Origin of the sequence: Streptomyces liangshanensis, assembly GCF_011694815.1 — a bacterium.
GTDB lineage: Bacteria > Actinomycetota > Actinomycetes > Streptomycetales > Streptomycetaceae > Streptomyces > Streptomyces liangshanensis.
The window spans coordinates 323945-338377 of the sequence record NZ_CP050177.1 but is presented as its reverse complement, the minus strand read 5'-3'; the positions used below and the strand labels follow the sequence as shown (position 1 = coordinate 338377).

The window sequence follows — 14433 nt, the reverse complement described above, 5'->3', positions numbered from 1 at the left end:
GGCCCGTACGTTTTTCCCCAGGTCAGCGCAGACGGCGCGACCCTTCTTCCGCACATCGGCCGACAGACCGGAGACCGACATGCCCCAGGCCACCACCGCACCCCCCGCCGTGGAGCCCATATCCGAACCGGCCACCGGCCGCGGCGCGGGCAGCGACTTCGCGCCATTGCTGCGGACGGTCAAGGAACAGGGGCTCCTCGAGCGCCGGGTCGCCTGGTACGCCCGGGGCATCACGGTCAACCTGGTTCTCGTCGCCGCCGTGGTCACCGCCATGGCACTCCTCGGCCCCACCTGGTGGACGATGCTCCTCGCGCCCCCGCTGGCGCTCCTCTCGGCCCGCATCGCGTTCGTCGGCCACGACGCGGGGCACTCCCAGATCACCGGTGACCGCGCCAAGGGCCGCGTCATCCAGCTCGTCCACGCCAACCTGCTGCTCGGGATGAGCCAGGAGTGGTGGAACGACAAGCACAACCGGCACCACGCCAACCCCAACCACGTCGACAAGGACCCGGACGTCGCCGCCGACATCTTCGTCTTCACCCAGGGACAGACGGCCGGCCGTACGGGATTCAAGGGCTGGCTCACCCGCCACCAGGCCTGGATGTTCTTCCCGCTGACGACCCTGGAGGGCATCGCCCTCAAGGTGTACGGCTTCCAGGCCGTCTTCTCGCGCCGGAACGACACCCGCATGCCCGGCCGCCGCCGCGTGGTCGAGGGCCTGCTCCTGGCCGCCCACGTCGCCGCGTACGTCACCCTGCTGCTCACCACACTGACCGTCGGCCAGGCCGTCGTCTTCGCGCTCATCCACCAGATGCTCCTGGGCCTGCACCTGGGCATGGCCTTCGCGCCGAACCACAAGGGCATGGAGATGCCCGACGCCGAGAACGGCGCCGACTGGGGCCACCTGCGCCGCCAGGTCCTGACGTCGCGCAACATCCGCGGCGGTGTGTTCACCGACTGGTTCCTCGGCGGGCTGAACTACCAGATCGAGCACCACCTCTTCCCCAGCATGCCCCGCCCCCACCTGCGGCTCGCCCAGCCGCTGGTGCGCGCGCACTGCCAGGCGCTGGGCGTCTCCTACGCCGAGACCGGACTGATCGACTCGTACCGCCAGGCCCTCGGTCACCTCCACGACGTCGGCGAACCGCTCCGTACAGGCGCATAGTGGAACTGGCGGACGCTCCTACGCGTTCACCGAGCAGTGAGCGGCCCGTGGCCGCGAAGGAGGCGTCGGGATGTCGACACAAGCAAAGATCGCCGTCGGGGGAGTGGCCGTCGGCCTCATCCTCTGGGCGTTCGTACCGTTCTGGGTGGCCCTGTTGATCGTGGTGGGTGTGCCGGCAGCCACCTACCTGATGCTCGACCCGTCGCAGCGCCGCAGGCTGCGCCGGATCAACCGCAAGCAGATCGGCCGCTGACCGGGCCGGACAGCTGACCGGAGGGACCACCGGGTCCCCCCGGTCAGCTCTGCCGTGTCCGCGGCGCCACGGTTCACGCGGGACGTACGGCCATGGCGTCGAGGGCCGCGAGCAGCGCCGGGAGCTCGGGGCCGCGGGCGAGCGGAAGCACTTCGTTGGGCTCCTCGTCCAGCAGGACGAAGGCCATGTCGTCGGTCCTGGCGACGAAGGACCAGCCGGGGCCGTCCGCGCGCAGCGTCCGGGCGCCGCCGGGCGCGAAGCCGGAACGTACCCGGCCCAGGGGCGGCGTCCTCTCCACGTAACCGCGCAGCTCCGTGATCACCCGCCGCACCTCGGGCAGCGGCTCCCCCGCCTCCGGTCCGTCCGCCGTGGCGGCGTCGTAGCGCTCCCGCCAGCCCGCCCAGTCGGCCGCGACCTCGTCCGCGCCCAGCCGGCGCTGTGCCGGGCCCCAGACCGTCGTGTCGGGCGGCGTGAGCGGCGTCCAGGTGTCGCTCCGACCGTCCGGGCCGCGTGCCGCCGCACCCACCTCCAGGTCCGGATCCGGCTCCGGGTCGTGAGGGGCGGGCACGCCGGGCGCCGCCACGGCCACGTCCAGCGGCCAGCCGGGCAGCGCGCAGACCACGCTCCGCTCCTCCGGCGAGAGGTCGTACGCCATGCCGCAGTCCCACGACGAGATCGCGACGGCCACGAGCGACACGTCGTCCACCGCCACCGTCCAGCGCGCCCCCTCGCCGTCCTGGCCCAGGACCAGCCCGTAGCCCCGCGCCCAGGGATCCAGCCCGAGCGCCGCACATGCCTCCGGGTAGTCGTCGCCGAGGACGCCCGGGAAGCGCGCCGGGGTCAACAGAGCGGCAGTGAGCACATACAGGGTGTCATCGTCGATGGTGTCCTCATCGATGGAATCGTCCGCCACGGTCACGACACCTCCCGATTCGACCGGTTGTCGGCGCACCCTAGCCAGTCGACCACCCGGACGTCGAGAGTCCGCTACGACCCGATATCCCCGCGGTCGCTGCGGGGACCCGCCGTCCTTACGCCGCGGGCAGCCCCATGAGGCTGCGGGCCACGGTCTGCGGCGACTCGTCCCGCTCCCGGGCCAGGGCGATCACGGCGCGGCACGCCAGCTCGCTGACACCGAACGAGAGCGCCTCCGGGGAGACCCACCCGGCGGCCTCGTCGATCCGCCCCTGGTCGTCCTCCGCGCACGCCGCCACGTACGTGGCCGCCGCCTCGAAGAGGTTGTGCTGTCGTCCCCGGGTATCCCCCCGCCCTCCCGGGGGCCGCGATCCGGACGGTGCGATGGCGTGGTCCGAGGCGAAGATCCTGCGCAGTCGGTCGAACACCGGGTCCACCTTCCCTGCTGACGGGCGCTGCCTGGCGTTCCAACCTAAGGTCCCCGGGCCCCGGGCAGAAGAGGCCGTCCCCGCCCGCCCGCGTCCCGTGGGGGAATCAGTCCTGACGGACCGCCAGCGCGAGGAAGCGGGCCTCCTCGTCCACGTACGACTCCAGCCGCCATCCCGAACCGGCCAGCAGTGGCCGGAGGTTGGGCTCGGCGCGCAGGTCGTCCTCCGTGATCACCCGGTTCTGCCGGGTGGCGAGCGCGGCGCGGCCGATGGGATGGAACAGCGCCAACTGCCCGCCGGGCCGCACGACCCGGGCCAACTCCGCCAGCCCCCGCGCCGGTTGCGGCAGGTGCGCGATCAGCCCGGCGGCGAACACCGCGTCCAGCGCCCCGTCCTTGACCGGGAGTACGGCCACGTCGGCGCGCACCAGCCGGCCGCTGCGGTCGCGGCCCGCCCGTACGGCCGCGTCGAGCATCGCGGCCGTCAGGTCGACGCCCAGCACCGCACCCGCCGGACCCACCGCCTCCCGCAGGGCCGGCAGGGCGCGGCCGGTCCCGCATCCGGCGTCCAGCACCGCGTCGCCGGCCCGGAGGCCGAGGTCCGCGACGGCCGCCGCGTAGGCGGGGCCGTCGTCGGGGAAGCGGCTGTCCCAGTCCGCCGCCCTCGCGCCGAAGAACTGCTGTACATGCGTGTGGTCATGGGCCATGGCCCCATGATCCCCCAGGCCGCGCCGCGGGGCGCCGGTCGCGCGGCCGATGCGGTTACGCTGGGCGTTCCACCGACCCGCACGTCCCGGGAGACCGTCCTGTCCGAGATCCAGCGCCGCGACGCACCACCCGCCGGGCGGCCCGGCGCGCCGCGCCCGGGAGTGGTGGACCTCTGGCTGCTGGACGTCTCGCGGCAGACGGAGGAGACCCTCGACCTGTCGGTACTGGACGCGGAGGAGCGCCGGCGGGTGGCCGCCTTCGTGCACGGCCGCGACCGGATCCGGTACGCCGTCGCGCACACCGCGTTGCGCCGTGTGCTCGGGGCGTGCGTGGGGCGCGCGCCGGAGGCGATCGAGCTGGGCAGGGACACCTGCCCCTGCTGCGGGGGCCCGCACGGCAGGCCCGTGCTGGCCGATCCGCCCTTCCCGGTGCACTTCTCGCTGTCCCACGGCGGTGATCTGGTCATGATCGGTGTCGCGTCCGAGGCCATCGGCGTCGACGTCGAGCCCGTCGCCCTGCGGCGCGCGGTCGGCGATCTCGCCGCCGTCCTGCACCCCGCCGAGCAGGCCGAGTTGGCGGAGCTTCCCGCCGACGGCCGGCCGGCCGGATTCACCCGCGTGTGGACCCGCAAGGAGGCCTACCTCAAGGGCATCGGTACGGGTCTGGGGCGCGACCTGGCCGCCGACTACCTCGGGACGACGGGGCGGGCGGCGCTGCCCGCAGGCTGGACCGTCGTCGACGTGCCCACGATCCCGGGCCACGCGGCGGCCTGCGCCGTACAGGGCCCGCCGTTCACGGTGCGGATGCGGCAGCCGCCGGCGGAGCTCCAGGCGGCCGGCCGTGTGTCCTCGCCCGGTCGGGGACGTGGCGAGGACACGGCCGGTCCCGCGGTGTGAGGTGCCGGTGGCGCCGGCGGTCCGACGAAAGCCCCCAGGTCAGCCCGCGATCTCCGCCAGGCTCACGACCTTGTCGACCCGCACGCGCACGAGCAGCTCCCCGGGCCCGGCATTGCGCTCGCCGACCTGCTGGGCGAGGTCCTCGCCCATGTACCGCCCGCCGAGCCGGACCGCCCACGCCAGGAGCTGCTCCGGGTCCTCGCTCAGTTCGGCCCGGCCCTCGATCACGACGAAGGAGAACGGGGGCCGCTCGTCGTCCACGCACAGCGCGACGCGGTTGTCGCGCCGCAGGTTACGGCCCTTCACCGACTCCTTGCCGGTGTTGAAGATCAGGTCGTCGCCGTCCAGGAGGAACCAGACGGGCGCGATGTGCGGACTGCCGTCGGCCCGCACGGTGGACAGCTTGGCCGTCCGGGTGCCCTCGCCGACGAACGCGTGCCATTGGTCCTTGCTCATGTGAGATGCCATGAGGTCAGTTTCGGCCGTCGGGGCGCCCGGGGCGCGGCGACGCCCCGGAGGTGTGCCGATCGCTTGCCCGGGCGCGGTGGGTGAGGAAGGCTACGGGCGTAGCACGGGATGGGATCACAGGAGCGCGGAGGACCGGCAATGCCGCTGGACGAGGAACTCGACGGACTGCTGAGCGAGCTGACCGAGCGGGTGGACCACGTACGGCACGCGCTGGTGCTGTCCGACGACGGTCTGGTGACGGGCGCCAGTTCGGGTCTGGCGCGGGAGGACGCGGAGCATCTGGCGGCGGTCTCCTCGGGGTTGCAGAGCCTGGCGAGGGGATCGGGGCGTCATTTCGGCGCGGGCGGCGCCCGGCAGACGATGGTGGAGTTCGACGAGGCGCTGATGGTGGTCACGGCGGCCGGTGAGGGCAGCTGTCTGTGCGTCCTGGCCTCGGCCGAGGCCGACGTCGGGCAGGTCGCGTACGAGATGACACTGCTCGTCAACCGGGTCGGGGCACGCCTCGGGGTGGCCGCCAGGCAGCCGGGCCCTGTTCCGCTGAGTGGCCTCTGACCTGGTACGTAAGAGAGTTTTCCACAGGCTGAGCGGGAGGGGCCCGGGTCGCGCTACGGTCGTCACCGAGAGTAATGATGACTCACGGGGGAGGACCGTCATGGACATCGTTGGGTTCACCGGGCACGGGGCGTCGGCGGAGACGGCCGTGGCCGCGGTGGCAGGGGAGAGGGCGCGGGGGAGTGCGCCGGACGTGGCGCCGGGGAGCGTGCCGGAGCGGCCGCCGGAGACCGTGGCCCTCGGGCGGGCCGCGCGGGAGTTGGCGCTGAGGCGGGGCGAGTTCGAGCTGGCGGCCCAGCTGGGACACATCCGCACGACGGTGGCGGCGAGCGGGGGGCGGCGCGTGGCAGCCCGGCGCGAGGTCGAGTGGCGGGAGATCGAGCGGCTGCGATCCGCCGACGGGTTCCCGGACGTGTTGCGGGAGCGGGTGCGGACGGTGGGCACGGCCGAGGGGGCGGATCTCCTGGCCATCAGCCCCGGCCGCTTCACCCGGCTCGCGAAGGCCGGGTATCTGACCCCGGTCAAGTTCTATTTGAACCGCTACCGGGCGGTGGTGTGGCTCTATCTGGCCGACGAGCTGCGGACGTTCGCCGCCGAGGAGGCGGCCCTCCTCGCGGGCCGGTTCCCGAGGACGCTCACGGCCGGCCGCGACCCGGACGAGGACGTACGGCCGCGGAACTGGCGCGGGCGGCGCATCGGCCACCTCCTGCACCTGAGCGAGGACCCCTGGGAGCGGGCGGCGATCACCGGGTCGGTGCTGGACCCGGTGCAGCGTGCCGAGTTGGTGCCCGATCCCTACGAGCGGGCCTACCTGGGCAGACTGGAGCCCGCCCTCGCCCACGGCCGCTCCGATTCGGACGCCGCGCGGGCGGCGATGCGCCCGCTGCTGCTGGCCGACCACCCCGACGAGATCCGCTGGCACCGCGCCAGTCTCGCCGCGCTGCTCGACGAGGCAAGACGTGCGCGTCCGGCGCCGCGCCCGGACCCGGGCGAGCCGCTGCGGCGGGGCTCCGGGAAGGGGCTGCTCACCCGGCTGCGCCTCAGGAAGGAGAGGGGGCGGGAGGACACGCACGTTCCCGCCCCGGCCTCCTGACCGGGGCTCAGGAGGCCTTGCCGGTGACGACGGAGCGCTCCTCGGAGAACCGGCCCCACTTGCCGTCGGGCAGCTTGGCGCGGAGCTTCACCCGATACGCGTCGCCCGCCTTCTTGCCCACGAACACGCTGTACGTGGCGCGGCCCTTCGGGGGTTCGCCGCCCCAGATGAGGGTGGTGGCGAACGTACCGTCGAGATAGATCTCGTACGTGGTCACCTCGGCGCCCGTCTCGGGGGCCACCCACGACAGGTCGACGTAGTAGGCGCCGCCGGCGGCGTGGGTCTCGGCGCGGAACGCCGTCGGAGCGGTGTCGGGGTCGTCGCCCGGGCCCTTCGGGGTGGTGACCTCGACGGAGCGGCTGACGGGCGAGGTGTTGTCGGCCGCGTCGCGGGCGGCGAGGGTGAAGGAGTAGTGGGTTCCCGGCCGCAGCCAGGTGATCCGCGCGGAGGTCGCGCCCCCGGCCACACTGTGGATCTTCGAGCCGCCCTGGTAGATGTCGTAGGACGTGACGCCCTCGTCCCCGGGGAGCCCGGTCCAGGTCAGCAGGGCGCCGCGCGGGCCGTCGCTCTTGGCGGTCAGCCCCGCCGGGCGGGAGGGTGCCTTCTTGTCCTCGGGGACGGCGGCGGGGGTGGTCGCGGACCGGGCGGCGCTGTGCGGGGAGTAGGTACCGTCACCGTCCTTGGCCCGGACCGTGAAGGTGTACGGGGTCGACGGGTCGAGGCCGGTGATGTCGACCATGCTCTGGTCCGCCGGGACGTCCTTGACCTTGGTCTTGCCCCGGTAGACCTCGTAGGCGGTGATGCCGGAACTCTCCGGAGCCTGGCGCCACATGACGTGGACGGAGGTGGCGGTACCGGCCTGGGCGGTCACCCCGGACGGGGCGGCGGGCGGGGCGTCGTCGGAGCCGCACGCGGTGAGGCCGAGAGCGGCCACGGACGAGAGCGCGGCGACGCGGAAGATTCTGCTCAGGGCCCTGTCCTGCATGCCTGTCCTCCATCCGTGGGGAATGGTCTAGACATATATGACACAGGTGTCGGGTCCACATCAAGAGGCAGGCGCACAAAGCCGGTCGGCTGCCCGGTTCCTCCCCCTGGCTCCGTCGCGACACACCGCCGGAATCCTCTCGCCGGGCGGGGGTAGGGGCCTGACGCACAATGACGTGCTCACCGTGGGCGCGAGGAAGGATGTGGAGTGTGCGGATCGACCTGACCGGCAGGACGGCTCTCGTGACGGGGTCCACCCAGGGGATCGGCGCGGCCATTGCGGCCGGACTCGCCGGCTCCGGGGCCCGGGTCGCGGTCAACGGGCGGAGCGCGGAGTCCGTGGACAAGGCGCTGGAAGGGATGCGCGCGCGGGTGCCGGGCGCCGAGTTCGTGGCCGCGCCCGGTGACCTGGCGACCGAGGAGGGCGCGGAGCGGGTGCTCGGTGTCCTGCCGTCGGTGGACATCCTCGTCAACAACCTCGGCGTCTACGAGTCCCGGCCCGCGCTGGAGATCGGCGACGACGAATGGCGGAGGTACTTCGAGGTCAACGTCCTGGCCGCGATCCGGCTGACCCGTGCCTACCTGGGCGGCATGATGGAGCGCTCGTGGGGGCGGATCCAGTACATCGGCAGCGACTCCGCGGTTGTTGTCCCCGCCGAGATGATCCACTACGGGGTCTCGAAGACCTCGCTGCTCGCGGTCTCCCGCGGCTTCGCCAAGGCGGCGGCCGGCAGCGGCGTGACCGTCAACTCCGTCCTGGCGGGGCCGACCCACACGGGCGGCGTCGAGGACTTCGTCTACGAGCTGGTGGATCGCTCGCTGCCCTGGGACGAGGCCCAGCGGGTCTTCATGCGGGAGCACCGGCCGCAGTCGCTGCTCCAGCGGTTGATCGAACCCGAGGAGATCGCGCACATGGTCGTCTACCTCAGCTCGCCGCTCGCGTCGGCGACCACCGGCGCGGCGGTCCGGGTCGACGGCGGGTACATCGACTCGATTGTCCCCTGACCTGACCTGACCTGACGCGGCGTCGGGTGGGGTGGCCTGACCGCACGGGCCGCCGCCCGGCCACGGCGGGGACGCCGTGGCCGGTGCGGACACGGTCAGATCTGGTGGACCAGCTGGGTGTTCAGCTCGTACCGGGCACCGACGATGGCCAGGGAACCGTCGGCTATCTTCGCCGCGAGGTCGGGATCGGCGGCGAGGCGGCCGCGGATCAGCGAGACGTTCGCGTTGATCGTGGCGTCCTTGCGCGCGTCGCCCGTCTTGGTGCGGTCGATCGCGGGCTTGATCTCGTCCGCCAGGTACTGGATGTGGGCGGGGAGCAGCGAGCCGGACGCGTCCGCGTCGACCGCCGCTGAAACGGCGCCGCAGGACTGGTGGCCGAGCACGACAACGAGCGGGATGCCCAGCTCCAGGACGCCGTACGCGATGCTGCCGCGGACGGCCTCGTCCAGGACCTCGCCGGCGGTCCGTACGGTCATCAGGTCGCCGAGGCCCTGGTCGAAGACGAGTTCGGGCGCGACCCGCGAGTCGATGCACCCGAGCACGATGGCGAACGGGTGCTGGCCCGTGACGAGCGTCCGGCGGACGACCTCGGTCTCGTGCGGGTGCTGCTCCCGGAAGGTGCGCCAGCGGTGGTTGCCCGCGTTGAGCTCCCGGAGGGCTTCGGCGGGGGTGGTGGGGCGGGGCTCTTCGGGACGGGGGCGCGCGACGGGCGCGGCCAGAGCCGCGGGCGCGGCCAGAGCCGCGGCGCCGGTGGCCGCGGTGCCCGCGACGGCCGCGCGCAGGACGCTGCGGCGCGTGGCGTTCTGGGGGGCGGGGGCTGATTTCGTATGTCTGGTGAACATCACGGCCGGAGACTATCCGTGACATCGTTGGCCATTGGTTGACATTGGGGCTTTGTTGACCTGCTCTTTAAACCAGCCATGCCAGCTCTTTAATCGGCCAACCCGTGAGCCGTCGGCCGCGAGCGGCGGGATTCGCGAACACCCCCAGCGCCGGGGCCCGTTGGCCGTGCTCGACCGGCAAAGGACGCCTCCGTCGCCGGGGGCGGATCCGTGGGGCGTCGGCCCACCCCGCCTGACCTGCGCGCTTCCCTCGGGCCGGTCGCCCGGCCAACTGTCCACCTTGGTCTAGACCTTGACAGGGTGCACGCCCTTCCGCTTTGGTTCCCTCACCCCCCATGACGGCCGGACGGCTTCCGCCGCCCCGCCGTGGATAGGAGTGAGTCCCTTGAAGCAACGCGTCTTGGCACTGCTCACGGCGATGGTCTCGGCCCTCGCCCTCGCGGTCTTCCTCCCCGCCACCTCCGCGTCCGCCGCGGCCTGCGCCGCCGGCTGGAGCGCCTCCCAGGTCTACGTCGGTGGCACCGGCGCCTCGTACAACGGCCACAACTGGTCGGCGAAGTGGTGGACACAGGGCGAGATCCCCGGCACCACCGATGTCTGGGCCGACCAGGGCACCTGTGGTGGCACCACGACCCCGCCGCCGACCAACCCGTCGGGATTCGTGGTCAGCGAGGCCCAGTTCAACCAGATGTTCCCGAGCCGGAACTCCTTCTACACCTACAGCGGCCTGACCGCCGCGCTGAGCGCCTACCCGGGCTTCGCGAAGACCGGTTCCGACACGGTCAAGCGCCAGGAGGCCGCCGCCTTCCTCGCCAACGTCAGCCACGAGACCGGTGGCCTGGTCTACATCGTGGAGCAGAACACGGCGAACTACCCGCACTACTGCGACACCAGCCAGTCCTACGGCTGCCCGGCCGGCCAGGCCTCGTACTACGGCCGCGGCCCGATCCAGCTGAGCTGGAACTTCAACTACAAGGCCGCGGGTGACGCCCTCGGCATCGACCTGCTCCGCAACCCCAACCTGGTGCAGACCGACGCGGCCGTCGCCTGGAAGACCGGTCTCTGGTACTGGAACACCCAGAACGGCCCCGGCACCATGACGCCCCACAACGCGATGGTCAACGGCCGCGGCTTCGGCGAGACCATCCGCAGCATCAACGGCAGCATCGAGTGCAACGGCGGCAACCCCGCCCAGGTGCAGAGCCGGATCAACCTCTACCAGCGCTTCGTCGGCATCCTCGGCACCACGGCGGGATCCAACCTCAGCTGCTGAACCCCTGACAGCGCGTGCCGGGTGTCCGCATCCGGTGAACCGGGCCGGTCCGACGAATCCGTCGGGCCGGCCTTCGCGCGTGGCCCCGCCCCGGCCCCGGCCAGCTCCGCGTTGAACCGGGCGCCCGCCAGGAGCGAGAGATTCGTGACCCACAGCCAGACGAGGAACACGATGACCCCGGCGAGCGAGCCGTAGAGCCGGTTGTACGTCCCGGCGTGGGCCGTGTAGAGCGCGAACCCCGCCGACGTCAGCAGCCAGAGCACCACCGCCAGGATCCCGCCCGGCAGCGCGCGCCGCAGCCGGCGGGTGCCGGGCGGGCCGGTACGGAACACCAGCAGCACCAGGACCGCGGCGAGCGCCAGCAGCAGCGGCCACTTCAACCCGCCCCACACCGCGTCCACCGCCCCCCGCATCCCCAGGATCCGGCCGAGCGCGGCCGCCGCCTCCCCGGTCAGCACCAGCGTGAAGGCGCTGGTCACGAGCAAGGCCAGCAAGGCGCAGGCGGTCAGGGCGATCCGGGGCGCGGTCCGCCACGGCGGCCGGTGGTCCACCGCCCCGTGCATCGCGTGCAGGGCCCGCCGGAACACACCCAGGTAACTGGACGCCGACCACAGCGCGCCGACGGTCCCGAAGGACGCGAGCAGCCAGGCCGCCGAGCGCTGCTCGGCCATCTCCCGCAGCGCGTCGCCCACCAGGACCCGGGACTGCGCCGGTACGAGCGAGGCCACCTGGGCGGTGAGCGTGCCGCCCGCGTCCGGTCCGGCCAGGCCGATCGAACAGACCGTCACGAGGAGCGCCGGGAAGATGGCGAGCACCGCGTAGTACGTCAGGGCGGCGGCCGTGTCGGTGGCGTCGTCGTGCCACATCGCGAGCGGCGTTCTCCGCAGGGCGCGGCAGAACCGGCCTGCCGTCGGTGCGGGTTCCTCGGCGGGCACGCTGCCTCCTGCTTTCGTACGGTACGACCGTCGTGTGCCGGTCCCGGCACATCCTGCCCTGTCACCCGGTCCGGCCCCGGCGGTCCCGGCGGTGCGTCGCCGGACCCGGACCCCGCTGCCACCCGTGTACCCCGTTCCCGGCCCGGCAGCGCCCGGCGGGCGGGGACAGCTGACGGGATCCCTGCCGGGGTGACCGCCAGGGGGCCGAACGGCCGTACGGGCACGGCGTGAACCCCCGTGCGGGACAAGGGCGTTGATCCGGCGCGGGCGGCGCCGGATAACCGTTTGGTCCCCGTCTCGTTGTCCGGGCGGGGCCGTGGCCCGTCTTCTGCCGCGCCCTCACCGACGAGCGGAGGTCCTTCATGCCACGTGGAACCCAGGCCGGGCGCAGCCCCTTACCGCAGGCGCCGCCGCAGGGCGGGGCCACCCGCCGCGGCCGTACCCGCCGCGACTTCCTGCGGTCGCTCTTCACGCTGGGCGTGGTCGGCGGCACCGCCGCGGTCCTGGCCCCTGTCGTCAGGGCCGGCAACCCCGCGCCCGGCGCGGCGGCTCCCGGGGCCGAGGCGGCCCGCGCCGCCCAGGACGCGGCGGGCCGGGCCTTCGAGGAGCTGTACCAGGGACGGCGGATCGAGGTCGGCAGAGGCCCGGGCCGGCTGGGCGCGGGTCCGGCGGGGACCGGCGCCGTCACCGCCGCGGCCGCGTCCGGCGCTTCCGCCTTCGACATCCGGATCGACGGCCGCCCCCTGCACGTCATGCGGCGCGCCGACGGCAGCTACCTGAGCGCGGTCAACCACTACGAGTCGTTCCCGACGCTGCTCGATGCCGCCCGCGCGGCCGTCGACGACCTCCGCGGCGCCCAGTTGTCACTCTCGGGGCCGGTCCACCACGTCTGACGGCCGCCGCCGGCCGCCGCCCGTCCCCGGCGGCCGTCACCGCCGGCCCGTGCCATGGCCGGCCTCCATCACCAGCGACCACGGGAGGGCCTTCACCGGTGTACACCAGAAAGAACCAGCGGAATCTCACCGGCGCCGAGAAGAAGAGATTTGTCGGCGCCGTCCTGGAGCTCAAACGCCGAGGCACGTACGAGGAGTTCGTCCGCCTGCACAGCCGGTACTACGTCTCCGACGCGGAGGGCGGGGTACGCGCCGGGCACATGGCTCCCTCGTTCCTGCCCTGGCACCGGCGCTACCTGCTCGACTTCGAACGCGAACTGCGCAAGATCGACGCCACCGTGACGATCCCGTACTGGGACTGGACGACCGACAACACCCCCGCCGCCGCCCTGTGGCGTGACGACTTCCTCGGCGGTACGGGACGGGAGAGGGACCAGCAGGTGATGACCGGCCCCTTCGCCTACAGCGCCGGGAACTGGACGATCAAGGGCGGGGTGACCGACGACCGCTTCCTCACCCGGGACCTGGGCCGCCCCTCCTCGCCGATCGCCCTGCCGAGCAAGGCGGAACTGGCCACGGCGATGAACGAGAAGGTCTACGACGCGGCCCCCTGGGACTCGACCGCCACCTCCGGATTCCGCAACCGCCTCGAAGGCTGGACGTCCGGGGGGAGCGAACGCTGGCGCAACCACAACCGCGTGCACCGCTGGATCGGCGGCGCCATGCTCGGCGCGGCCTCGCCCAACGACCCGGCCTTCTGGCTGCACCACGCCTTCGTCGACCTGCTGTGGGACCGCTGGCAGCAGAAGCACCCGAAGGCGACCTACCTGCCGCGGAAGAAGCTGCCCGCGGGGGATCCGCAGAGCGGCCGGGCGATCAGCCTGGAGGAACCGCTGCCGCCGTGGAACGTCAAGCCGTCCACGCTGCTCGACCACCGCACGATCTACCGGTACGCCACCTGACACGGCGGGCGTCCCGGCGGCACGGTGTCCGCCGGGCGCCCCGACCGGACGACGGCCTCCCGCGCCGAAGCGCGGGAGGCCGTCCTGTCACCGTCGTTCAACGGGAACGCGTGGCCCGGGGGCCAGGCACGTCAGTCCGTGTTCAGCCGCCGTAGCCGCCGCCGTGGTGGCCCGAGATGTTGGCGCACGTGTTGCCGAACGCCGGGTTGAGCAGGCCGATCACGTTGACGGTGTTGCCGCAGACGTTGACCGGGACGTGCACGGGCACCTGGAGCAGGTTGCCGGACAGGACACCGGGCGAGCCGACGGCCGCGGCCTCGGCACCGGCGTCGGCAGCGGCCATTCCGGCGCCACCGGCCAGCACGGCGCCCGTGCCGGCGAGAACAGCAGCTGCCTTCGCGATACGCGACATCAAGTTTCTCCTTGAACGTTTCGAGCACAGCCGCACGTTGTGCGGCCTTCACGCACGTTCAACGCCGCGACTCACGCTGGGTAACGGATAGTGGCCCAACGGATGTGGAATCCACCGGATCAACCCCCCGGTCAGCGCAGCAGAGCGAGTCCGCCGACCAGTTTGTCCACCCGGTTGCGCGGTCCGACCAGGCTGACGGCGCAGTAACCGAGGGTGTCCTGCCCGGTCGCGGCGAGCACCCCGAGGTACTCGTCGTACACCCGTGCGGTCTGCGCCGCCTCGGGCATGTCCACGATCAGGATGTCCTCCTTCGCGGCCGCCCTCGCCCGCAGCGCGCGCAGCGCCTCCCCGTCCGCGGCCAGCACACTGCACCCGGCCCACGGCAGACCCGCGTGCGCGACGCCCGACGCGTCCTCGCCTCCGGGTCCGAGGAGATCGGGCAGGGCCTTGCCGACGGCGGCGGCCATGCAGGCAGCGGCGTTGGCCGCCCGGCCCGCCGGGAGGCTCTGATCGACGACGATCACCCACTTGAGCCGGGCCTGCCGCGTGGGCCGGTGGGTGGTCAGGTCGTCGCCGGTCAGCCGGGGGAGGGACATGGTGCTCCTGCTGGTCGCTACTCGTTCGTGTACGGACATCCCGATACGCTAGGC

At 72.9% G+C, this 14433-nt stretch carries 18 protein-coding genes; 9 read left to right on the top strand and 9 right to left on the bottom strand.

Annotated features, from left to right (window positions below):
* Positions 1–79: 79 nt before the first annotated feature.
* Complete coding sequence (locus tag HA039_RS01495) at positions 80–1165, top strand: acyl-CoA desaturase (protein WP_167022580.1); 1086 nt, start codon at positions 80–82, stop codon at positions 1163–1165.
* Positions 1166–1235: 70 nt separating this feature from the next.
* Positions 1236–1418 (top strand): hypothetical protein, encoded by a 183-nt coding sequence (locus tag HA039_RS01490; RefSeq protein WP_167022577.1) that lies wholly within the window; start codon positions 1236–1238, stop codon positions 1416–1418.
* 73 nt (positions 1419–1491) lie between these two features.
* Here HA039_RS01490 and HA039_RS01485 read toward each other — a convergent pair whose 3' ends face one another.
* The 3 genes from HA039_RS01485 to HA039_RS01475 form a co-directional block, all read right to left on the bottom strand.
* Positions 1492–2337 (bottom strand): hypothetical protein, encoded by an 846-nt coding sequence (locus HA039_RS01485; RefSeq protein WP_208298512.1) that lies wholly within the window; start codon positions 2335–2337, stop codon positions 1492–1494.
* 112 nt (positions 2338–2449) lie between these two features.
* The gene (locus HA039_RS01480) at positions 2450–2719 is read right to left on the bottom strand and encodes a hypothetical protein (RefSeq protein ID WP_243869965.1); all 270 of its coding nucleotides are present in this window, start codon (positions 2717–2719) and stop codon (positions 2450–2452) included.
* Positions 2720–2867: 148 nt separating this feature from the next.
* Positions 2868–3467 carry a class I SAM-dependent methyltransferase gene (locus HA039_RS01475; RefSeq protein WP_167022571.1) on the bottom strand — a complete coding sequence of 200 codons (600 nt, stop codon included), beginning with the start codon at positions 3465–3467 and terminating at the stop codon, positions 2868–2870.
* Between the two features lie 6 nt (positions 3468–3473).
* On the opposite strand from HA039_RS01475, the gene HA039_RS01470 reads away from it, so the two are divergent.
* Positions 3474–4364: a 4'-phosphopantetheinyl transferase family protein gene (locus tag HA039_RS01470; protein WP_167022568.1), complete on the top strand. Its 891-nt coding sequence runs from the start codon at positions 3474–3476 to the stop codon at positions 4362–4364.
* A 39-nt stretch (positions 4365–4403) separates the two neighbouring features.
* Here HA039_RS01470 and HA039_RS01465 read toward each other — a convergent pair whose 3' ends face one another.
* The gene (locus tag HA039_RS01465) at positions 4404–4832 is read right to left on the bottom strand and encodes a PPOX class F420-dependent oxidoreductase (RefSeq protein ID WP_167022565.1); all 429 of its coding nucleotides are present in this window, start codon (positions 4830–4832) and stop codon (positions 4404–4406) included.
* A 138-nt stretch (positions 4833–4970) separates the two neighbouring features.
* Here HA039_RS01465 and HA039_RS01460 point away from each other — a divergent pair, with 138 nt between their 5' ends.
* Both HA039_RS01460 and HA039_RS01455 read left to right on the top strand, forming a co-directional pair.
* Entirely contained in the window at positions 4971–5384 is a 414-nt protein-coding gene (locus tag HA039_RS01460) for a roadblock/LC7 domain-containing protein (protein ID WP_167022562.1), read from the top strand.
* 100 nt (positions 5385–5484) lie between these two features.
* Entirely contained in the window at positions 5485–6477 is a 993-nt protein-coding gene (locus HA039_RS01455; protein ID WP_167022560.1) for a DUF6397 family protein, read from the top strand.
* A 7-nt stretch (positions 6478–6484) separates the two neighbouring features.
* On the opposite strand, the gene HA039_RS01450 is transcribed toward HA039_RS01455, so the two are convergent.
* On the bottom strand, positions 6485–7462 hold the full coding sequence (locus tag HA039_RS01450) for a fibronectin type III domain-containing protein (protein ID WP_167022557.1): 978 nt from the start codon (positions 7460–7462) through the stop codon (positions 6485–6487).
* A 209-nt stretch (positions 7463–7671) separates the two neighbouring features.
* Here HA039_RS01450 and HA039_RS01445 point away from each other — a divergent pair, with 209 nt between their 5' ends.
* On the top strand, positions 7672–8466 hold the full coding sequence (locus HA039_RS01445) for an SDR family NAD(P)-dependent oxidoreductase (protein WP_167022554.1): 795 nt from the start codon (positions 7672–7674) through the stop codon (positions 8464–8466).
* Between the two features lie 95 nt (positions 8467–8561).
* Here the strand turns inward: HA039_RS01445 and HA039_RS01440 are convergent, their stop codons facing one another.
* Positions 8562–9308, bottom strand: coding sequence for a carbonic anhydrase (locus HA039_RS01440; protein WP_167035947.1), 747 nt, complete (start codon positions 9306–9308; stop codon positions 8562–8564).
* 418 nt (positions 9309–9726) lie between these two features.
* On the opposite strand from HA039_RS01440, the gene HA039_RS01435 reads away from it, so the two are divergent.
* Positions 9727–10581 (top strand): glycoside hydrolase family 19 protein, encoded by an 855-nt coding sequence (locus HA039_RS01435; RefSeq protein ID WP_425086397.1) that lies wholly within the window; start codon positions 9727–9729, stop codon positions 10579–10581.
* Here HA039_RS01435 and HA039_RS01430 read toward each other — a convergent pair.
* On the bottom strand, positions 10524–11516 hold the full coding sequence (locus tag HA039_RS01430) for a YihY/virulence factor BrkB family protein (protein WP_243869011.1): 993 nt from the start codon (positions 11514–11516) through the stop codon (positions 10524–10526). The genes HA039_RS01435 and HA039_RS01430 overlap by 58 nt on opposite strands.
* 362 nt (positions 11517–11878) lie before the next feature.
* Here HA039_RS01430 and HA039_RS01425 point away from each other — a divergent pair, with 362 nt between their 5' ends.
* Together HA039_RS01425 and HA039_RS01420 are read left to right on the top strand one after the other, a co-directional pair.
* Complete coding sequence (locus tag HA039_RS01425; RefSeq protein WP_167022549.1) at positions 11879–12409, top strand: tyrosinase family oxidase copper chaperone; 531 nt, start codon at positions 11879–11881, stop codon at positions 12407–12409.
* A gap of 98 nt (positions 12410–12507) precedes the next feature.
* Positions 12508–13371 (top strand): tyrosinase family protein, encoded by an 864-nt coding sequence (locus HA039_RS01420; RefSeq protein ID WP_167022547.1) that lies wholly within the window; start codon positions 12508–12510, stop codon positions 13369–13371.
* Between the two features lie 142 nt (positions 13372–13513).
* Here the strand turns inward: HA039_RS01420 and HA039_RS01415 are convergent, their stop codons facing one another.
* Both HA039_RS01415 and HA039_RS01410 read right to left on the bottom strand, forming a co-directional pair.
* Positions 13514–13783: a chaplin gene (locus tag HA039_RS01415; protein ID WP_167022544.1), complete on the bottom strand. Its 270-nt coding sequence runs from the start codon at positions 13781–13783 to the stop codon at positions 13514–13516.
* Positions 13784–13914: 131 nt separating this feature from the next.
* Complete coding sequence (locus HA039_RS01410) at positions 13915–14418, bottom strand: DUF2000 domain-containing protein (protein WP_243869008.1); 504 nt, start codon at positions 14416–14418, stop codon at positions 13915–13917.
* Between the last annotated feature and the right edge of the window lie 15 nt (positions 14419–14433).